13 protein-coding genes are annotated in these 18,940 nt (G+C 45.9%); 3 read left to right on the forward strand and 10 right to left on the reverse strand.

The window, feature by feature from the left end; translation table 11 throughout:
- Positions 1 to 1,062, forward strand: a complete 1,062-nt coding sequence (mnmA, locus tag JZY04_RS00485; protein ID WP_122143057.1) for a tRNA 2-thiouridine(34) synthase MnmA — start codon at positions 1 to 3, stop codon at positions 1,060 to 1,062.
- Between the two features lie 31 nt (positions 1,063 to 1,093).
- Here mnmA and JZY04_RS00490 read toward each other — a convergent pair whose 3' ends face one another.
- From JZY04_RS00490 to tilS, 10 genes are all read right to left on the reverse strand, one after another.
- Positions 1,094 to 1,771: a response regulator transcription factor gene (locus tag JZY04_RS00490; protein WP_005809625.1), complete on the reverse strand. Its 678-nt coding sequence runs from the start codon at positions 1,769 to 1,771 to the stop codon at positions 1,094 to 1,096.
- Between the two features lie 103 nt (positions 1,772 to 1,874).
- Positions 1,875 to 2,465 carry a DUF4251 domain-containing protein gene (locus JZY04_RS00495; protein ID WP_005776068.1) on the reverse strand — a complete coding sequence of 197 codons (591 nt, stop codon included), beginning with the start codon at positions 2,463 to 2,465 and terminating at the stop codon, positions 1,875 to 1,877.
- Positions 2,466 to 2,533: 68 nt separating this feature from the next.
- Positions 2,534 to 3,964 (reverse strand): Na+/H+ antiporter NhaC family protein, encoded by a 1,431-nt coding sequence (locus tag JZY04_RS00500; protein ID WP_220577396.1) that lies wholly within the window; start codon positions 3,962 to 3,964, stop codon positions 2,534 to 2,536.
- Positions 3,965 to 3,988: 24 nt separating this feature from the next.
- Positions 3,989 to 4,867: a VIT1/CCC1 transporter family protein gene (locus JZY04_RS00505; protein ID WP_122143058.1), complete on the reverse strand. Its 879-nt coding sequence runs from the start codon at positions 4,865 to 4,867 to the stop codon at positions 3,989 to 3,991.
- A gap of 5 nt (positions 4,868 to 4,872) precedes the next feature.
- The gene (locus tag JZY04_RS00510) at positions 4,873 to 5,310 is read right to left on the reverse strand and encodes a hypothetical protein (RefSeq protein ID WP_005818972.1); all 438 of its coding nucleotides are present in this window, start codon (positions 5,308 to 5,310) and stop codon (positions 4,873 to 4,875) included.
- Between the two features lie 31 nt (positions 5,311 to 5,341).
- A complete protein-coding gene (locus JZY04_RS00515; RefSeq protein ID WP_122143059.1) occupies positions 5,342 to 6,517 on the reverse strand; it encodes an MFS transporter in 1,176 nt (391 codons plus the stop codon).
- Positions 6,518 to 6,541: 24 nt separating this feature from the next.
- Positions 6,542 to 8,902, reverse strand: a complete 2,361-nt coding sequence (gene pbpC / locus JZY04_RS00520; protein WP_122143060.1) for a penicillin-binding protein 1C — start codon at positions 8,900 to 8,902, stop codon at positions 6,542 to 6,544.
- Between the two features lie 19 nt (positions 8,903 to 8,921).
- Positions 8,922 to 14,510, reverse strand: a complete 5,589-nt coding sequence (locus tag JZY04_RS00525; RefSeq protein WP_122143061.1) for an alpha-2-macroglobulin — start codon at positions 14,508 to 14,510, stop codon at positions 8,922 to 8,924.
- A 23-nt stretch (positions 14,511 to 14,533) separates the two neighbouring features.
- Entirely contained in the window at positions 14,534 to 14,677 is a 144-nt protein-coding gene (locus tag JZY04_RS00530; protein ID WP_181996458.1) for a hypothetical protein, read from the reverse strand.
- A gap of 106 nt (positions 14,678 to 14,783) precedes the next feature.
- Complete coding sequence (gene tilS / locus JZY04_RS00535; protein ID WP_122143062.1) at positions 14,784 to 16,097, reverse strand: tRNA lysidine(34) synthetase TilS; 1,314 nt, start codon at positions 16,095 to 16,097, stop codon at positions 14,784 to 14,786.
- A gap of 124 nt (positions 16,098 to 16,221) precedes the next feature.
- Between tilS and feoB the strand changes: the two genes are divergently transcribed.
- Positions 16,222 to 18,705 (forward strand): ferrous iron transport protein B, encoded by a 2,484-nt coding sequence (gene feoB, locus JZY04_RS00540; protein ID WP_122143072.1) that lies wholly within the window; start codon positions 16,222 to 16,224, stop codon positions 18,703 to 18,705.
- Positions 18,702 to 18,914, forward strand: coding sequence for a hypothetical protein (locus tag JZY04_RS00545; RefSeq protein WP_122143063.1), 213 nt, complete (start codon positions 18,702 to 18,704; stop codon positions 18,912 to 18,914). The genes feoB and JZY04_RS00545 overlap by 4 nt, the downstream gene beginning before the upstream one ends.
- Positions 18,915 to 18,940: the final 26 nt, after the last annotated feature.

Consider the following 18,940-nt stretch of genomic DNA (forward strand, 5'->3'; position numbering starts at 1 on the left):
ATGGATATAGCAGCATTATTATCAGGAGGAGTAGACAGTTCGGTTGTGGTACACTTGCTTTGTGAGCAGGGATATAAACCTACACTTTTTTACATAAAAATAGGGATGGACGGAGCGGAATACATGGATTGTTCTGCCGAAGAGGATATCGAGTTATCTACTGCCATAGCCCGGCGTTACGGTTTGGAACTGGAAGTTGTGGACCTGCATCGGGAATATTGGGATAATGTGGCTGCTTATGCCATCGAGAAGATACGGAAGGGACAGACACCGAATCCGGATGTGATGTGCAATAAACTGATCAAGTTTGGATGTTTTGAACAGCAGGTCGGAAAAGATTTCGATCTTACGGCAACCGGACATTATGCTACGACTTTGCAACTGGGGGAGAAAACTTGGTTGGGTACAGCTAAAGATCCTATAAAAGACCAGACCGATTTTCTGGCTCAGATTGATTATCTGCAAGTTTCAAAATTACTGTTTCCGATAGGAGGGCTGATGAAGCATGAAGTTCGCGAGATAGCTTTGAAGGCCGGGTTGCCCAGTGCCCGCCGGAAAGACAGCCAGGGGATTTGTTTTTTAGGCAAGATAAATTATAACGATTTCGTCCGTCGCTTTCTGGGTGAAAAAGAAGGGGCGGTGATCGAACTCGAAACAGGTAAAAAGATTGGAACCCATCGCGGCTATTGGTTTCATACCATTGGCCAGCGAAAGGGGTTGGGATTGGGGGGAGGCCCCTGGTTCGTTGTGAAAAAGGATATTCAGGATAACATTATTTACGTCTCACATGGGTACGATGCTGATAAACAGTACGGATACGAATTCAGGATGAAAGACTTCAACTTTATCACAAGTAATCCGTGGAAAGATTCGACAGGCGAGGAGGACGTTACGTTTAAGATCCGGCATACACCGGAGTTTATCAAGGGCCGTTTGATACGGGATGCAGACGGTTACCGGATTATCTCTTCCGAGAAATTACAGGGAATTGCTCCGGGACAGTTCGGGGTGATTTATGATGCCGAATCCAGAATTTGTTTCGGGAGTGGTGAAATAGGATGATGCCTCGCCCGAAAATCTTTCTTTCGTTTTTTCAAATATAATATTCCGCCAAGTCAACAATGCCTGCCCGCATGGCATATTTGATGGCCTCGTGCACATTGTTCACTCCCAGTTTACGGAATATATTCTTTCGGTGACTGTTGATGGTATGGAAGCTCAGATTCTTCTCTGCGGCTATCTCTTTGGTCGTTTTTCCCAAAGCTATTTCTTTCAGGATTATTTTTTCTGTCGGTGTAAGCAGACGGTCTTCCTGCGGCACGAAAGTATGCACGGATGAAGCAGTGTTTGTATTTCCGCTTCCCGATAACAGCAGATTGCTTACGTGATTGCAGATAAAGCGTTCTTTGCGTGATGCGCATTGCAGAGCCGACATAATTTCTTCTTTGGAGTTATCTTTCAATACTACTCCGAACGCATGGCTGCTGAACAAGACCTGCCTCAGGAATCCGATACTCAATTCGTCAGAGAACAAGAGCCAGTCCGACTCTTTGAATCGTTCCTGAAGGATAATCAGTTCATCCGCACCGGAAAAATCGAACAATGTATAATCTAAAATAACCACCGCTTGCGGATGAATGCGTAATAGCTGAACCAACTCTATTTTATTGTCGGCTTCCAGCAACAGGCTTACTTCTTTCTGCTTGCTTAACAAAAACATCATTCCTGCTTTCGTGATGTCCTGGTTATCTGCGATGATATATTCTCTCATAATCTATCCATAAAAAAACTCCGTTGCAAATGTACACTTTTTGTGCGATTTGCAACGGAGTTATGTGAATTAGTTACGAGTAGAGAGCCACTCGTTACTTTTATTACCATGAACGGCCTTTAAATACATCCGACTGACTCAGCGGAACGAGGTTACCGCTCAGAGTTAATGTATTGGAGTTGAAGTTCGGGTTAATGGTTACAGTAGCGTTATTTCCACCGTTGGTCAATGTGATAAATACCTGAGCCGAGATACCGATACCCTGTACGCTGAAGTTACAGTTTACGTTTCCTCTTTTATCGGTAGTCACTTTTACGTCCGAAGTAGTTCCATCCACAGTTACACCACCTATTCCGTTAGGGCCGGGGTACGGAGTGTTGAATGCCACCTGCACAGTTGCTCTCTGTCCATTCAGCATCACAAAGTTAGTGTTTGACGACACGAAAGCGGTCTGGCCACGTTTGAAAATCACTTGGTCGGCTTCCAGTACAAACTGTTTGTCTTTGATAGCTTGTACGGCTTGTTGATACGCTACTTGGTCGGCAGCCTGTTCTTCGGCTTTCAGTCTGGCTCTTTCGGCGTCTCTTTGTGCCTTGCGGTCTGCCCGACGCACCTCCCTGTTAGACTCTTGTGCATACATCATGGTCGATGCACTTACTAATACCAATGCTACTAATGCAATAAACTTTTTCATAACTTTTTTTTGTTTAGGTTTAAAACTGTTGTTCGTTTATTCCAAGAACAACTCCCTTTTCAGATTGTTCACTTGCGTCTCACAATTTTATATCCGATAGCGGCAATCGTAATGCTCATTAACGGACTGATAATGTTGAAGAAGCAATAAGGAAGATAAACCAGTGTCGGAACACTTAATATCGTGGCCTGTGTCATTCCGCAGGTATTCCATGGTATCAAGACGGAAGTTACTGTAACAGAATCTTCCGTAGTCCGGCTGAGCAGACAGCTTTCATAACCTTTCTTTTCATATATATCCCGGAACATGTTTCCGGTCAGGATAATGCTGATATATTGGTCGGCTGTGGCGAGGTTCAGGAAGATACCCGAACAGACCGTAGAAGCCACCATGCTAACCGTATTTTTCATGAAGCGGACAAATACGGAAGTGATACTTCCCAACATTCCGCTGGCAGTCATGGCTCCTCCGAAGCACATGGCACAGATGATAAGCCATACCGTATTCATCATACCCGCCATGCCGCGGGTGGCCACAAGTTCGGTGAGCGCTTCGTTGCTTGTCTGTAAGCTGGTTCCTCCATAAAGGGTCATCATCAATCCTTTAAAGATGGACTGAATACCTTCGGAATTCTGAGCACCGGATATTTCTTGCAACAGATCGGGTTGGAAGAATACCGCAAATACTCCTGCCAATGCTGCCGACAAGAACAAGGTGATAATGGAAGGTACCCGACGGGCAATCAGTATGCCTGTTCCTATCGGTACAATCAGCAACCATGGCGTAATGTGGAATTTTCCTGCCAGTGCTGCCGAGAACTCTGCTATATGTTCTGTATTTCCGGCATTGTGTGACAGCCCGGCTACAGTGAAGATTATCAAGGTGATGATTAATGATGGCACAGTGGTTATCAGCATATAGCGGATGTGCTTGAACAGGGGGGTGTCGGTAACCGAGGCGGCTAATATCGTAGTATCCGATAACGGTGAGATTTTATCTCCGAAGTAAACTCCCGAAATAATAGCTCCGGCGATCCATCCTTCTTCAAAACCTTGTGCTTTCCCGATTCCCATCAGGGCGATCCCGATGGTGGCAATCGTGGTCCAGGAACTTCCGGTCATAACCGATACCAATGCGCAAATAATGCAGGTAGAGGTCAGGAAAAAACTGGGATGAATGATTTGTATGCCGTAATAAATCAGTGTCGGAACTACGCCACTGATCATCCACGCACCACTCAGGGCGCCAATAATTAAGAGGATAATCAGTGCGGAAGATACACCGGTAATATTGTTCGTAATAGCCAGTTCAAAGTCTTTCCATCCTATCTTGTAGAATCCCATGCCGATCAGTACACAAACAGCTGTTGTGGTCAGGAGGGACACCTGGCTGCCTCCGCTGAGTGCATCGCTGCCAAATGTGCGTATGGTGGCAAATAGCAGGGCAACCAGTACGATCAAGGGGATCAACGAGACAAGGGGCGAGGGGATTTTTTTCATGATTCTTCTTTTCCTTTTTTATTTTCAAGCATCTATTCCTGTAAATGTTTTCAGTGCGTAACCTATCAGGAAGCTGATACCGGCTACACTGAAACTGAGTACTGCCATTTCGGTAAATCTTTTGCGGAAGCTCTCTCCGCGTGCCACGGAATAGTAGTAATTGAACAATGCGATGATCATTAAAGCCATGGCCAACATTACCCCTAAAGCTATCAGTACGTTTTCAATCAGTATGAACGGAGCAACCAGTGCCGCCACCGTGATGATATAGGCGATTCCCGTATAGATAGCTGCTTTTACCGGGTGTTTGTTTTCTCCGCCTTCCGATTTGGTCGAGAGGTATTCGGACGAAGCCATTGATAAAGCTGCCGCTATTCCGGTGATGCTTCCGGTCAGGGCAATCAGTCTGGAGTCGCTTAATGCCAAAGTGAAACCGGCCAGTGCTCCGGTAAACTCTACCAAGGCATCATTTAGGCCGAGTACTACCGATCCCATATATTCAAGCCGCTCTTCGTTGATCAGTCCGATTAGTTTCTGTTCGTGGATTTCCTCTTCTTTGGCCAACTGCTGGAGATCCGGAAAATCGGTATATTTGACATAATCATGATGTGCGTTCTCTTCGCTTGATTCCATCAGCTTAATTGCAAATGTAATACCCAGGACCCGGGCTAACCAGTAGTATTTGGCTATACGCATTCGGTCGGGTGCTACATCGGTTCCTGTATACTTCTTCAGTGTGGTATAATGTGCCTTTTCTTCTGCTGAAATCAGGCGTAATACTCTGCGGTTCGATTCGTCTTTTTCAATAGAGGCCAGCCGTTCGTATACGATGCTTTCGGTTTTTTCGTTTCTTTGGAAACGGATAAACTCTTCATTCATTTCTTTATTCAGGTTCGTTTTCATAACTCTTAATTTTGCAAGATATCCTGTCTTCTGCACCACCAATAGCGGATAAATAATATCCCTGTGAACATAAGTGCCAGTGAGAGTCCGGTGTAGAAAACCGAGATGAACGTGTCGGGTAACAGATGTAGCGAACGAATGGTAATTCCCATCGCTATCATGAAGCACATGACAATCCAGCCCTTTGCGTCAAAAAAAGAGAAGGGGCAATTCTTTTCCTTTTTCTTTTGTTCGATCCGGCGGGTATGTTTATAGTAGAGCTTTCGGAAGACGAGAATAAAAAACAATAGGAAGACAACCGTAGCTTCGCCTACCTTGAAGTGCCAGTGCCGTGAGTCATTGAGCCAGGTCACAATACCTATACGCAGGAGATTGGCCCCCGCTATTATCCAAACGATACCGGCTGTGATTAATAATACTTGTCTGTTTACTCCGTACTTCATGTCTATATAACAATTATTAGGTGACTTCGGATTATCGTTTTGAGAAAAAAGTAATCAGCAGTGAACCGATGGTCAATGCTATTCCCGTACCAACGACTCCATGCCAACCGAATGCCTGCCAGAATGTTCCTGCCAGAAACGTCCCCGTAGAGGCACCTATGAAGTAAGTGGTCATAAAAATCGTATTAATGCGGTTAGAAGCACTCGGACAGAGTTCGAAGATGCGGGTCTGGTTGCTTAATTGGATACATTGCATACCTATATCGATGATAATGATGCCGGCAACTATACCCCAATAAGAGTTTTCCCCTGCAAACAGCAGGAACCAAGCCAATAAAATCAGTCCGCATCCGATGAAATTGAATCGTCTGACCCCGACTCTCCGTACATACTTTCCTACGAGGGAAGCTGACAAAGCACCGGCAATGCCACACAACCCTAACATACCGATGACATGGCTGTCGGCATAGAACGGGGTACCTCCCATCTTAAATGCCAGACACGACCACATAGCCAGAAATGAACCGAAAGCAAGTGCTGCACGGACAGAGAAAATGCGAAGTTCGGGATATTGCTTCAATAATGAATACAAAGACTTCATTAAGTCGCTATACCTTCCCTGAAAGTTAGGGCGTATGTCCGGCAATACCCGCATGACCACAATGCCACATAACAGCATCATACCTGCGGCGATATAATACATTTCGCGCCAGCCAAACAGTTCTCCTATAAATCCGCTGACCACTCGTGAAGCCAAGATGCCGGTCAGTAATCCCGAAACTACGATCCCTACGTTCCGTCCCTTGTTTTCCGGACGCGAGAACTGAGAGGCTATCGGGATAAATATTTGTGGCATCACCGAACAGATACCTGTGAGAAGCGAAGCACAAAGAATGATATGGATGTTGGGAGCCATTGCGATGACGAGCAACGAGAGAATCAATACGGAGAAACTGGTAAGAATGATACGTTTCCGCTGGTATAAGTCACCTAAAGGAACGATAAACAATAATCCGAGCGCATAACCGATCTGTGTCACCATGGCGATCAGATTGGTTTTAAACTCCGAAACGCCCAGTTCATGGCGAATCATGTTCAGTAAGGGCTGGTTATAGTAAAGGTTGGCTACCGATATGCCTGCAACAATGGCGAGTGTCCAGAGTATCGAAGCCGGTAATCCACCATTTTCTTTCAAAATCTGTTTCATGGCGCAAAGTTACCATTTTGGGGACTATTCCACAAAGAACGTTGTTGAAATTGTATTTCCTTCGTCGTCTACTGCTGTCAGCGAGTGCTTTCCCGGAGCAGGGCGTAGAGAGAATTTATGGAAGTCCTGTGTCTGCATCAGGTAGGTTTCGTCCAGATGCCAGTAGACAGTTGTGTTGGGATGGCTGTGGACCAATTCGACGGTCAGCTGTCCTTGGTTACCATCCATCTGTTTAGGCAGATGGATCCGCGCTCCCATCGGAGGATAGATAAACTGCATCGGCTGGAAACGGTCTTCTCCGCATCCGGGTTTGAAGGGGGGGAGAGGATGATACTCAGGATGATGCTGTTTATAATACCACTCCCATACGGGTGGAAGGGTAAACCAGTTTCGGCGGACAACCGGTTCACTGTCAGCACAGTTTTCATAGATACGGAACCGTTCATCTGCTGATAAGGTGACCGGGTGGTGATAGGGGCAGGCTTCCGTTCTGAGGCCTTCCGGAAGAATTAGCAGGGTATCTGTTTCTTCACAAAACCGTCCTTTCAAATGTCCGGATTGCCGACAGATCTCTGCTTCAACCAGTTTACCTTGTGGGCGCTCGAACCAAGGAGAGGAGGGGAGCAGATTGAATACATCGAACAGGACAGGCCCCGCTGTACGGGCCCCTACCAGTCCGGGCTTGCCTTCACCCGTAGCATTTCCGACCCATACACCTACGGCATATTTTGGAGTTACCCCCACTGCCCAGGCATCCCGGAAACCATAACTGGTACCCGTTTTCCAGGCAATGGTTTGCATGGAAGGAATGGTACGCCAGTCTATCTCTTCGGGGCGGTTTACTTCTTTGATGGCGTCAAATGTCTGCCAGACTGCTCCGGGTTGGAATGGCGGATGTTGAATGATGGCCGGGGATCGGTGGGCGGAGAGGGAGTCCGATAATAATAAGGTACAAGGGGCCTGTACCAGTCCGTTGAGGCTGCGTCCCATATTGGCATAGGCCGAAGTGACATCCCAAAGGGTAGCTTCCGCTCCTCCCAGAATCAAAGAAAGTCCGTAGTGTCCTGAGGGACGGTTTAAGGTGGTCAGCCCTATCTGCTTCAGAAAATTGTGGAACTTGGGTACTCCATACCGTTGTAACATTGTGACCGAAGGAATGTTGAGCGAACGTGCGATGGCTTCCGAAGCCGGTACGGCACCTTCGAATTGCTGGTTGAAGTTTTGTGGAGTGAAGCCATTAATGTTGACCGGAACGTCCGGTAACAGAGTATTGGGAAGAATCTCTCCTTCCTGTAGCATTGCATAATAAAGAAAAGGCTTGAGAATGCTTCCTGTGCTGCGTGGTGACCGGATTACATCTACCTGGTTACCGCTCTTTTTCTTGTCGAAGTGTACATTGCCGCAATAAGCAATGACCTGATTGGTACGAATGTCAATTACGAGGATGGCCATATTTCGGATATCACTTCGCTTGAATTCGCTGTTCCACCGTTCTACCAGACTTTCTATCTGAGTTTGTATACCCTTGTCGATGGTCGATACGGAATATTTTCCATTTCGGGTCTGATAGAAATGGTCTGTCAGATGGGGGGCTATCTGTGGAAGAGGCAAAGGTTCCTGGGGAAGTGGCTCACTGATAGCCAGTTCATAAGTGGAAGTATCGAGAATACCTTTTTGGTGCAGGTGTGTCAGCAGTCGGTTTCGTTTGTCAAGTAATGCTTGCCGGCTTTTCGAAAGGTGGATCATGGCGGGAGAGTTGGGAAGTACGGCAAGCATAGCCGATTCCGCCCAGGACAGTTCTTCTGCCGAGTGTCCGAAATAGCGCCATGCAGCAGCATCCAGTCCCACTACATTACCTCCGAAGGGGGCATGCGAAACATAAAGTGACAATATCTTCTTCTTGGAATAACGGAACTCCAGCCGGGTGGCTCCTATCATCTCGATCAGTTTTTCCTTGAATGTACGCGGCTTGTTCCGTGCCAGCCGAATCGTTTGCATCGTAAGAGTGCTTCCCCCGCTGACGATTCGCTTGTGTCTGAGATTTTGCAGGGCGGCTCTGCCTATTGCCAAGGGGTTGACTCCCCAATGGCGGTAGAATTGACGGTCTTCAAATTCAACCAGACAGGTAGCTACTTTTTCCGGTGTGTTGTCGCGCGGAGGGAAACGCCATTGTCCATCCGTAGCGATACGGGCACCGAGAAGTTCCCCATTACGGTCGACCAAGACAGTAGAATAGGGAGAGGTGAATAATTGCCGGGGAAGACAAAATAAGTATAGGAGAAGTAGGAGGAAGAGAGAAATCTTCCACCAACTTTTGAAATATTTCTTCCACCCCCTCCCTTGTGGGGAGGGGGGAAGATTGTCTGGTTTAAGAATACGGTTCATCAGGTTTTATTTGATAGTTTTACCTGATGACTTGCGTCCTTCCGGCCTGTGTCCTTGCCTGTGCATTAGCATCATACATCGCTTCACACTGGATAGCCGGCATAACAAAATCACCGGCATAGGTCGCCTGTAAGCGGACGGTAAATGTTTTGGCTTGTCCCTGCTGTAAGTTAAAGTAGGTCAGTATCCGGTCATCGCGAATATCCTGATAGCTATAAGGAGCAGAGGTTGTAATCTGTCCTGCCATTCGTTCATTAAAGATCTCCCAGCCGGCAGGAATGATATGTGTCAGTGCCAGATTCGTATAATCCGTCGTACCACTGATGTTGGCTACAGTTACCACTGCCATAAAGTCCGTACCCTGATTCAGAGAACGTGTATCTATCGGCGAGCCGTTATTGTCTAAATACCTTACGTTCAGGCGTAGATTATTGGCCATCGGCGGCAATGTGTCGTTCAGTAATTGGGTACGTGTGATCAGATCTGCGTTTAGAGACCCTTTCCCGTTATTTTTCAGGATTACTTTTCCTTCATGTGGTGAAGTGGGGAGTGATGCCTCGTATATGGCTTTGGCTGATTTTACAGCCGGTTGCTGTTTGCCATTCAACGTCCAGTTAAAGTCCAGCGTACCGGACAGTTTTTCTGCCAAACGTCCCATTGCCATCAATGAAAAGGCAGTAGACTGTGTGCTGAACCATGTCTCTTGTGCCAGGTTGTGTGAAACGATTTTGGCTTGTTCCATGGCCTCACGCTGGCGGTTCATCAGCAATAAGGTTTCAAGTATCATTGCTTCGTCACGATCGGATGAACCGTATACATAGTTATTTGATGAATAAGGTTCTACGGTTGTCTTAGCACTGAATATCAGTTCACCGGCTGCTTTCTCTTTGCCGTTGAGTGCATAGGTGGCTGCCAAACGCCATTTGGCTTGTTGCGAGAGTGCCGGCAATTCTTTCATCCGGTTCATGGCTCCATGTTCAGGCGATCCCGCCATAGCCAGTGTGTAAAGGCGGAAAGCCTGCTGGAGGTCTGCCTGCCAATACCACCAGTTTTGCTCTTGTGTGACGGGTTGCCAATTCTGGGATGCTGCCTTTTGGAAGCGTTTCCATTTGTTCAATACATTGCTGTTCACTGCATAACCCTTTTCTTGTGCCAATACCAGGAACATACCTGCATAAGAGGTGATCCATTCGTTTGCCGAGGCATCTCCCGGCCAATAGACGAAACCTCCGTTGGGAAGTTGACGCCCGTATAGTTGACGGATGGCTTCCTGTACATTGGTTTTTATCTTTTCCGATTCCTCGTTGTCTACTGTTTTGAACTGGCTGACGAATAGCAGCGGAAGGGCTTTTGAAGTCAGTTGCTCTGTACAGTTGTGCTGATAATTGTATAGGAAATCGAAACGGCGGCTTATGTCGACAGACGGGATGCGTGAGACCTCCAACTGTATACTGTTTCCTTCCGAACCGTTACTTAACTGGTAATGGAGCTCTTCACTCTTTCCGGCTTCCACCCATTTACTTTCACGCAAAGTGACTGCCGGATTTGGATTACGTACCTCTATCTCGATTGTTTCTTTGGTACTTTGTCCGTTACCGTTAGCAGCCAGATGGATGGTAGCTTTCCCGGTTTTCGTACCTGTCTTTAATTTAAAGAAGATAAGCCGGTCACCGGTTTGGTTGAAAGTAAGCGTCTGCTGCTTGCTGCCGTTCACTTGTACTCCGGCACCGGAAGCCTGTATGGATACGTTTACATTCTTCACACTGTTTTCCAATGCGAATACGTTAACAGGAACTTCAATCTCTTCACCGGTACTCAGTACACGTGGCAGTGTCGAAAGAATCATTAACGGAGTGCGTACAGGAGCAGTTTTTTCTGCATTTCCGTATGCTCCGTCCTGACCGGCCACTACCATGGCACGTACGGAACCTACATACATCGGTAAAGTGATCTGGTGAGTGCGGCTTTTTCCTTTGGCAATACTGAAAGGACCGATGAATTTCACTACCGGCTTGAAGCGGTTTGCTTTCTGGTCCGATGGCTTCAGGGTTTCATCACCGCCTGTGCTGAACATCGATCCATAGCTTCCCGCTGTGGCTCCCAGTACATCGTCATACATATCCCAAGTACGGATTCCCAGTGCCTCACGGGCATAGAAACTGTTCCAGGGATCCGGTGTCTTGAAGTTGGTTAAATCAAGCAGCCCGTCATCTACAATAGCGAGCGTATAAGTCATCGGTTTACCGTGCTTTTCGCTTACGGTCAGGTTGAATGCCTGTTCGGGACGAAGCACTTCCGGCATCTTGATTTGCGGCTCAAGAACCGTTTGCTTATCAGTTACGAATACCGGCATTATACCGTACATGCGGATAGGGAGGTCGTTTACCGTTTGCGCATGGGGTTGCAGCAGGCTGATATGAAGATAAACATTCGGAGCCATTTCGGGAGTCACCTTAAACTGATATTTGGTGTCCTCCTTCCCCGATACTTCAATCCACTCCCGTTGAATTACGGATGAACCATTTTCAAGTGTTACCAGTGCTCTTCCTCCTGCGGAAGCCGGCAATATGGCTGTTACGGTTTCTCCCGGTTCATAAGAGTCCTTGTCGATGGAGAAAGATAACATCTTGATACCACTCGGGTCACTCTTATTGGAACGTCCCCGCCAGTCAGGCCAGTCCACATAGATGGTACCTCCCGTAGCATGTCCGCTTTCACGGTCTTTTACGTAAACCAGATACCGTCCCCAATCCGGATAATTCACTCTGAAGCTGAATTGTCCCTTTCCGCCTACTGTGTTGAGTCGTCCTGTAGCTACGGGGCTGATGGAGCTGCTGTTGATGTATGTTTCGAATGATTCGTTATCGTTTTCCCACCACCAACTCCAACTGATGCGGTATATTTTGTATTCCAGCCCGGAACGGTTCACCGGTTTTCCGTCGGGACTGACTGTAATGACATCAAACACATGATCTTTATCTGTTTCGATATATCTGCCCTGCGGTTGGTTCAGGTTGATACCTACGTATGACGGGAAAGGAGAGTAGGGGACAGACTGAGTTTGGATACTGGCATCTCCACCCGGCTCGAATACCTGAGTCGTGATGTTGGCTTGAAGCATGCCCGGGGCATTTTCCGAGGCAGGAAGTTTCAGCATGAATCCGGCATTGCCACTTTCGTCCAGTGTACCACTGAATACATCGGTTTTTACCGAGGTGAATTCCGTAGCCGGATTATTGAAAATGTAAGTTCCATAATTCTTGAATTGGGTGTTGACTTTCGATAAAGACATTTCTACCTTTGCCTTCAGGCGTGATGCAGTGGCTCCTGTCAGCCATGCTGACGAAAGGTGTGCCTGTACTTCTTTATCTGAAGCTTTCAGGATTTCTCCCGGCAATTTCAGGTTTATTTTCAGTCGGTTCGGCTTGATGGTTTCTACCCGAAGCGCTTTGTGAAAGGCAGTACCTCCCACCTTTATGTACGCATTCCATAGTCCGGTTGGGTCTTCTGCCTGCGTCGGGATCTTGAATGTATAGAATCCATTCAGTCCGTTGGTTGAAATAAGTTTGCTATAAAATTGCCCCCTTGGATTATAGAGTTCCAATGCTACAGGATGTTTGTCCGGAATACGTTTGGTACGATCTTCCAGAATAAACGAGATATGCAGAGTGTCTCCCGGACGCCATACTCCTCTTTCACCGTACACAAATCCTTTCAAGCCTTTTTGGATATCCTTGCCGCCCACATCAAAGCGGCTGGTGGACTGTTCTTCTCCGTCTGCTACTTTTACGTAGGCTTTTTGCTTGTCTGATTCCGCTACTACGATGAAAGGCACCCCTTTCGTTTCAATTGTGGCGAAACCTTCCGAATCCGTCACTGCTTTGCCTACAGGCTGTAACTGGAAATTGTAAACAGTGACTTGGGCTTTTTCCACCGGTTTGGTATCCAGGATGTTGTTTACTGCTATCCAAATTTTATTCATTGAATTGCGTTTCACAATCATGCCGATGTTGGAAGCCAGCACATTACAGGTGGCTATCCGGTCAGATGTCATGTAATAAGACGGGTGACAAGGGTTGTCCCGTTCATCCCATCGGTACTGACTCCAGTCGGCATTTTCATTTCCGCTGAAATAATAATATGTTTCGGGTTTGTCCCAGACTGCTTCATCTTCTTCCGGAAGAGTGCCGGATGTGACTTTGGTTAAAGATTCGGTTTCCTCGGAAAATTGCATTCTCGGGCTTTCACCACCACAAGGGTAGGCCGAATACTCCTGTTTGAACGAAAGGATGACACGATAAATAGCACCCGGTTCCTGATGGATCAGACCTGCCAGGTCAATAGAATAGTTTTCCCATTTATGAAGGTCTTTTGATGAATCTTTGCCTAAAAACAATGTTTTTTTGTATACCAGTCTTCCGGACCTTCTTAATTCATTGGCCGAAGAAAGCGAATTGTTTTGCATAAACATCAGTACATTGTTTTCGAAGATGCGGATAACCCGCAAATCTACTGCATACAGGTTGACGGCCCGGAACGGAATGACAAGGTTTTTTGAGTCGGGAATGATGGCACCTGCAGAGGCTATTTCTACCTGAGGTTTCAGACTCAGTTCGCCGAAAGAGATAGAGTGTGAGTTTCCCAGTGCTTTTCCTTGGCCGTTTTTTATGCTTTCGTGTATTTTCAGTGTAAGCTTGCTGAGCTGACTGGCTTCAAAATAAACATTCACACGGTTATCCGTTACCTGAAAGATATACGAAGAAATCTCCGGTATTTCGATCAGTCCTTTTAAATCCTGAGCATCCGAAACCGGGTCTGAGAAGACGATTTGTATTCCGTTTTCCGGTTGGTCGATACGTTCGGCAGAAAGGAAGCGGAAACTGTCTTTGGCAGGAATAGTGATTGTTTCACTTTGCTTCCGGTCAATTCCGGCGGACTTTCCGTCTGCTGTGATTTCAAGTTCGTAGTCTTGTTTATTTCTTTGGATATTGCCGATGACGAAGCTATAGGCTGACGGATTGGAGGTGGACTCTACGGTGACTGTCGGAGAAGACAGTCCGCCACTGGCAGAAAGCATTTTTTCTACCTGTTCCTTAGTCGTTTTATCGCTGAAACGGATCTCTCCTTTCACAGTTACTTTATCGGGTGAAGAGGCGGTTATTTCAAGCGGAGCCGTATGTAATGTGAAATTGCTTTCCTGTACCCGGAAGGAGAAGTCGAATGATTTCAATTTGCTATCCACTTCAACGAAATTTCCCAGCTGGAATGTTCCCTGATACAATTCTCCCGGTTTCAGTTGTCCCTCTTCCGGAAGAAACTCGATAGTATTATTACTGACCCAATAGGCCTTCCCTTTTATCGAAGGAGTGAAGCGGAACGGATTATCCTTTAGTTCATTGTTTAAGTCCACCATCGGCTGGTCCTGCGTCAACTCAATCCGTATGGGAGAAGATTGAGAAATGACACCGCCCGTATAGGCATTGACGTAAGGAGCGTATTCCGAAGACGGAATAATTTCTTTAGCGCTACGTGTGCAAGCGAATAATCCTGCGATGATGATCACAAGCACACAGGAGAACAGAATTAAAAGATTCTTTTTCCCTTTCATAATGAATCATTTTTAGTTAGTTATTATTCTATTATCCATCCCGTTTCTATCTGTCCGATAGTCGCTTTCGAATAAATCTTCCTTTCATCCATGTAAAGGTACTTTTCTCTATGGATTTTTTCAAATGTTTGTATCCCTATCGGGAGTTTGTAGGTTAGGTTAATCATATACTTCAAAAGTTTAGTTATATAAAAATACAATTTATTTTCTTCTTATCTTCTTAGAAAGAGCCCGTGAAGCTCTGTTTTTGTTAAATGGTTGTTTGTTAAACATTTATTCTATGTTCTCGCCTAAATCCGAATGTTCCGATATTAGTCTGATTATCATTATTCGCTTGGTGTTGTCACTTACTTTAAACCGATTGTCCGTTCGTTCTCCTATCAACCAGGCAATTCGTTCTCCACAACACAACACCCATTGTTTCTTCTTGTCACTCAGGGAGAACTTCCGGTCCGTCAAATAGTCGCTTACACGCTTTTTGCCGATCATTCCAAAAGGAATAAACACATCACCTTGTTTCCATTTTCTTATACACCATGCTGCATCCATCTTGTCTGCATCAAAGCAAGCTGTTTTTTTATCTTTGGGAATTATAAATTCAGGAGTATAATCATATACTTCCGTAACCAAACGGAAAGGTGGTTTGGCTTCTTCCTCCTTTATATCTTCTTCAATTAGCAGCAATTCCCGGTCTTTTATGACTTTCCACCCTTTACCGATGAAGACTTTTCCCGGCTGTCCGTCGAGTGATTGCTGTATACTTTCTATTTGGGCGGCGTTGAAACCGAGCGGATGCAACAGTTCGAAGAGGATGGCTCCCGGTACCGGTTCTTGCAGTAAAGCCTCTATCCGGATACCTTCGGAGGTGAGCACGCGTGTCCGTGCCTCTTCTATACCTTTATTGTATAGAGTTGCCGTGTCATTCAGGTAGTTAGTCGTGCGGATAATGCTCTCTTTAACCGATGGATTGATTTCCTGCATCAGAGGTAACAGGTTCAAACGAATTTTATTCCGGGTATAATCATCCAAAAGATTGGTACTGTCCGTTACGTAATCCTGATTCATGCGTTGCAGATATGTGATTATTTCATCGCGGCTCAGGCAAAGCAAAGGGCGTACGATGTTTCCGTTCCTTGGACGGATTCCGAGCAGTCCGTTAATTCCGGTACCCCGGATCAGATTCAGTAATACGGTCTCTACGCTGTCATCTTTATGGTGAGCTACTGCGATAACAGCTGCTCCACGTTGTTTCCTAAGCGTTTCGAACCACTCGTAGCGTAATTCACGGGCAGCCATCTCGATAGAAATGTGTTTGTCGGCGGCATATTGAATTGTATCAAAATGTACGGTATGTAAAGGCACTTCCGCTTCATGGCACAACCGGCGTACAAATGCTTCATCTCTGTCCGATTCTTTATCCCGCAGATGGAAATTGCAGTGAGTAGCTTCACAGGTGTACCCCATTGATAGCAACAATCGTAGCAAAGCCACAGAATCGGCTCCGCCGCTTAGTGCTACCAATACCTTGTCATTCAGATAAAAGAGCTTCTCTTTTTCGATGTATTGTGCTATTCTATGTTGTATCATATTGCAAAGATAATAGTTTTGTCAATATGGATAAGAATTCTTCCTTATTTAAAAACAATCTAAATAATTTGCATGCCACAAAGTTATGAATTATCTTTGCGCCAAAATTAGAGGTACACACACTATGCGATTGTCCGAATTAAAAACAGGTGAGAAGGGAGTCATAGTCAAAGTGCTGGGACACGGCGGCTTCCGTAAACGGATTGTGGAGATGGGTTTTATCAAGGGAAAAACCGTAGAAGTATTGCTTAATGCTCCACTGAAAGACCCGATCAAATACAAAATAATGGGTTATGAAATCTCTCTGCGGCGACAGGAGGCTGATATGATCGAGATCATCAGCGAGCAGGAGGCTAAGTTACAAACACAGGAATCTGCTTATCATCAGGGATTGACTGAAGATATTGACGTAAAAGAGGAAGATCTGAAGCGGGTTGCCCTTGGAAAACGGCGTACGATAAATGTGGCGCTGGTCGGTAATCCGAACTGTGGTAAGACTTCTCTTTTCAATCTGGCTTCAGGAGCCCACGAACATGTAGGCAATTATAGCGGTGTGACCGTAGATGCCAAAGAAGGATATTTTGATTTCCAGGGTTATCACTTCAAGATAGTCGACTTGCCCGGTACTTACTCTCTGTCAGCTTATACTCCCGAAGAAATTTATGTCCGCCGCCACATCATTGATGAAACGCCGGATGTGATCATTAATGTGGTCGATTCTTCCAACCTGGAGCGTAATCTCTATCTTACTACCCAGCTTATCGATATGAATGTACGCATGGTAGTAGCCCTCAATATGTATGATGAACTGGAAGCCAGCGGTAATACCCTTGATCACCGCCTGTTGGGCAATTTGTTCGGTGTTCCGATGGTACCTACTGTTTGCAAGAAAAATATCGGAGTAGACCGTCTTTTCCATGTAGTTATCAATCTCTACGAAGGTGCCGACTTTATTGATAAAAAAGGGCATATCCATCCGGAAGTGGCTAAGGAAATCATGGATTGGCATCAGACCCTGCCTAACTTTAAGGATCACGGCGAACATCCTGCCGACTATACCCATGGTAAAGAACCGGTGGGCAAAGTATTCCGCCATATTCATATCAATCATGGCCCCGATTTGGAGAAGGCTATCGATGCGGTGAAAGAAGAAATCTCAAAGAACGAATTTATCCGCCATAAATATTCTACCCGTTATCTGGCTATCAAATTGCTGGAGAATGATCCTGAAATAGAACGCTTCATTCATACTTTACCTAATGCTGCAGAGGTGGAAAAGAAACGGGATAAAGCGGCCCGGCGTATACAGGAGACAATGAACGAAGATAGCGAATCTGCTTTGACAGATGCTAAATATGGTTTTATCAGTGGAGCGTTGAAAGAAACTTTCACCGACAATCATCTGGAGCAGGAACAGACAACGAAGGTGCTCGACTCCATTGTGACCCATCGCATTTGGGGATATCCCATTTTCTTCCTTTTTATGTATCTGATGTTCGAGGGTACGTTTGTAATTGGGGAGTACCCGATGATGGGTATCGAGTGGCTTGTCGAGGTGATGGGTAACCTGATTCGGGATAACATGTCCGAGGGCCCGCTGAAGGATATGATGATTGATGGTATCATTGGTGGAGTCGGAGGAGTGATTGTATTTCTGCCCAACATCCTGATATTGTATTTCTGCATTTCCTTGATGGAAGATTCGGGTTATATGGCCCGTGCCGCATTTATTATGGATAAAATCATGCATAAGATGGGCTTGCACGGTAAGTCGTTTATTCCTTTGATAATGGGTTTCGGGTGTAATGTGCCTGCAATAATGGCTTCACGTACCATTGAGAACCGGAAGAGCCGTCTGATCACCATGCTTGTCAATCCGTTGATGTCGTGCAGTGCCCGTCTGCCTATCTACCTGGTATTGGTGGGTGCTTTCTTTCCTAATAATGGCAGTTTGGTTTTATTGGGAATTTATGTTATCGGAATCGCATTGGCGGTTATTATGGCTCGTTTGTTCAGCCGTTTTCTGGTGAAGGGAGATGATACTCCGTTCGTGATGGAACTTCCACCTTACCGCATGCCGACTATGAAGTCTATCTTCCGGCATACATGGGAAAAAGGCGCGCAATACCTCAAAAAGATGGGAGGTATCATTATGATTGCTTCCATTATCATTTGGTTTTTGGGCTATTATCCGGATCATAATGCTTATCCTACCCAGGCGGAACAGCAGGAAAACTCTTATATCGGGCAGATAGGTCAGGCAGTAGAGCCTGTACTTGAGCCGTTAGGATTCGATTGGAAGCTGAGTATCGGTCTTCTTTCCGGTGTGGGTGCCAAGGAGTTGGTAGTAAGTACGCTCGGTGTACTTTATACAAATGATGCCGATGCCGATGCGGTCAGTCTGGCTGAACGGATTCCGATCACTCCGCTTGCAGCATTCAGCTATATGCTGTTTGTGCTGATCTACTTCCCGTGCATTGCCACGTTGGTGGCCATCAAGCAAGAGTCCGGTAGTTGGAAGTGGGCTATCTTTACGGCAGGATATACCACAGCATTGGCATGGATTGTTTCATTTGCCGTTTATCAGATAGGAGGATTGTTTTTATGAATTGGCAAGAATGGGTTGTCGGGTTACTGATTATATTGTGTGTAGCCCGTATCCTCTATGGTATTTATGTTTTTTTCCGTCGTGTGAAAGAAAATGATAACCCTTGTGCAAGTTGTGCAAGTGGCTGTGAATTAAAGGATATGATGGAGAAGAAGCGGAAAGAGTGTTCGTCTAAGAAAAAAAATACAAAGAAAAATTGCTGCGGATAGTTTGGTAGTTTCAAAATTTGTACTAC

It is taken from the genome of Bacteroides sp. 11BF (assembly GCF_019633765.1).
In the GTDB taxonomy this organism is placed as follows: Bacteria; Bacteroidota; Bacteroidia; order Bacteroidales; family Bacteroidaceae; genus Bacteroides; species Bacteroides hominis.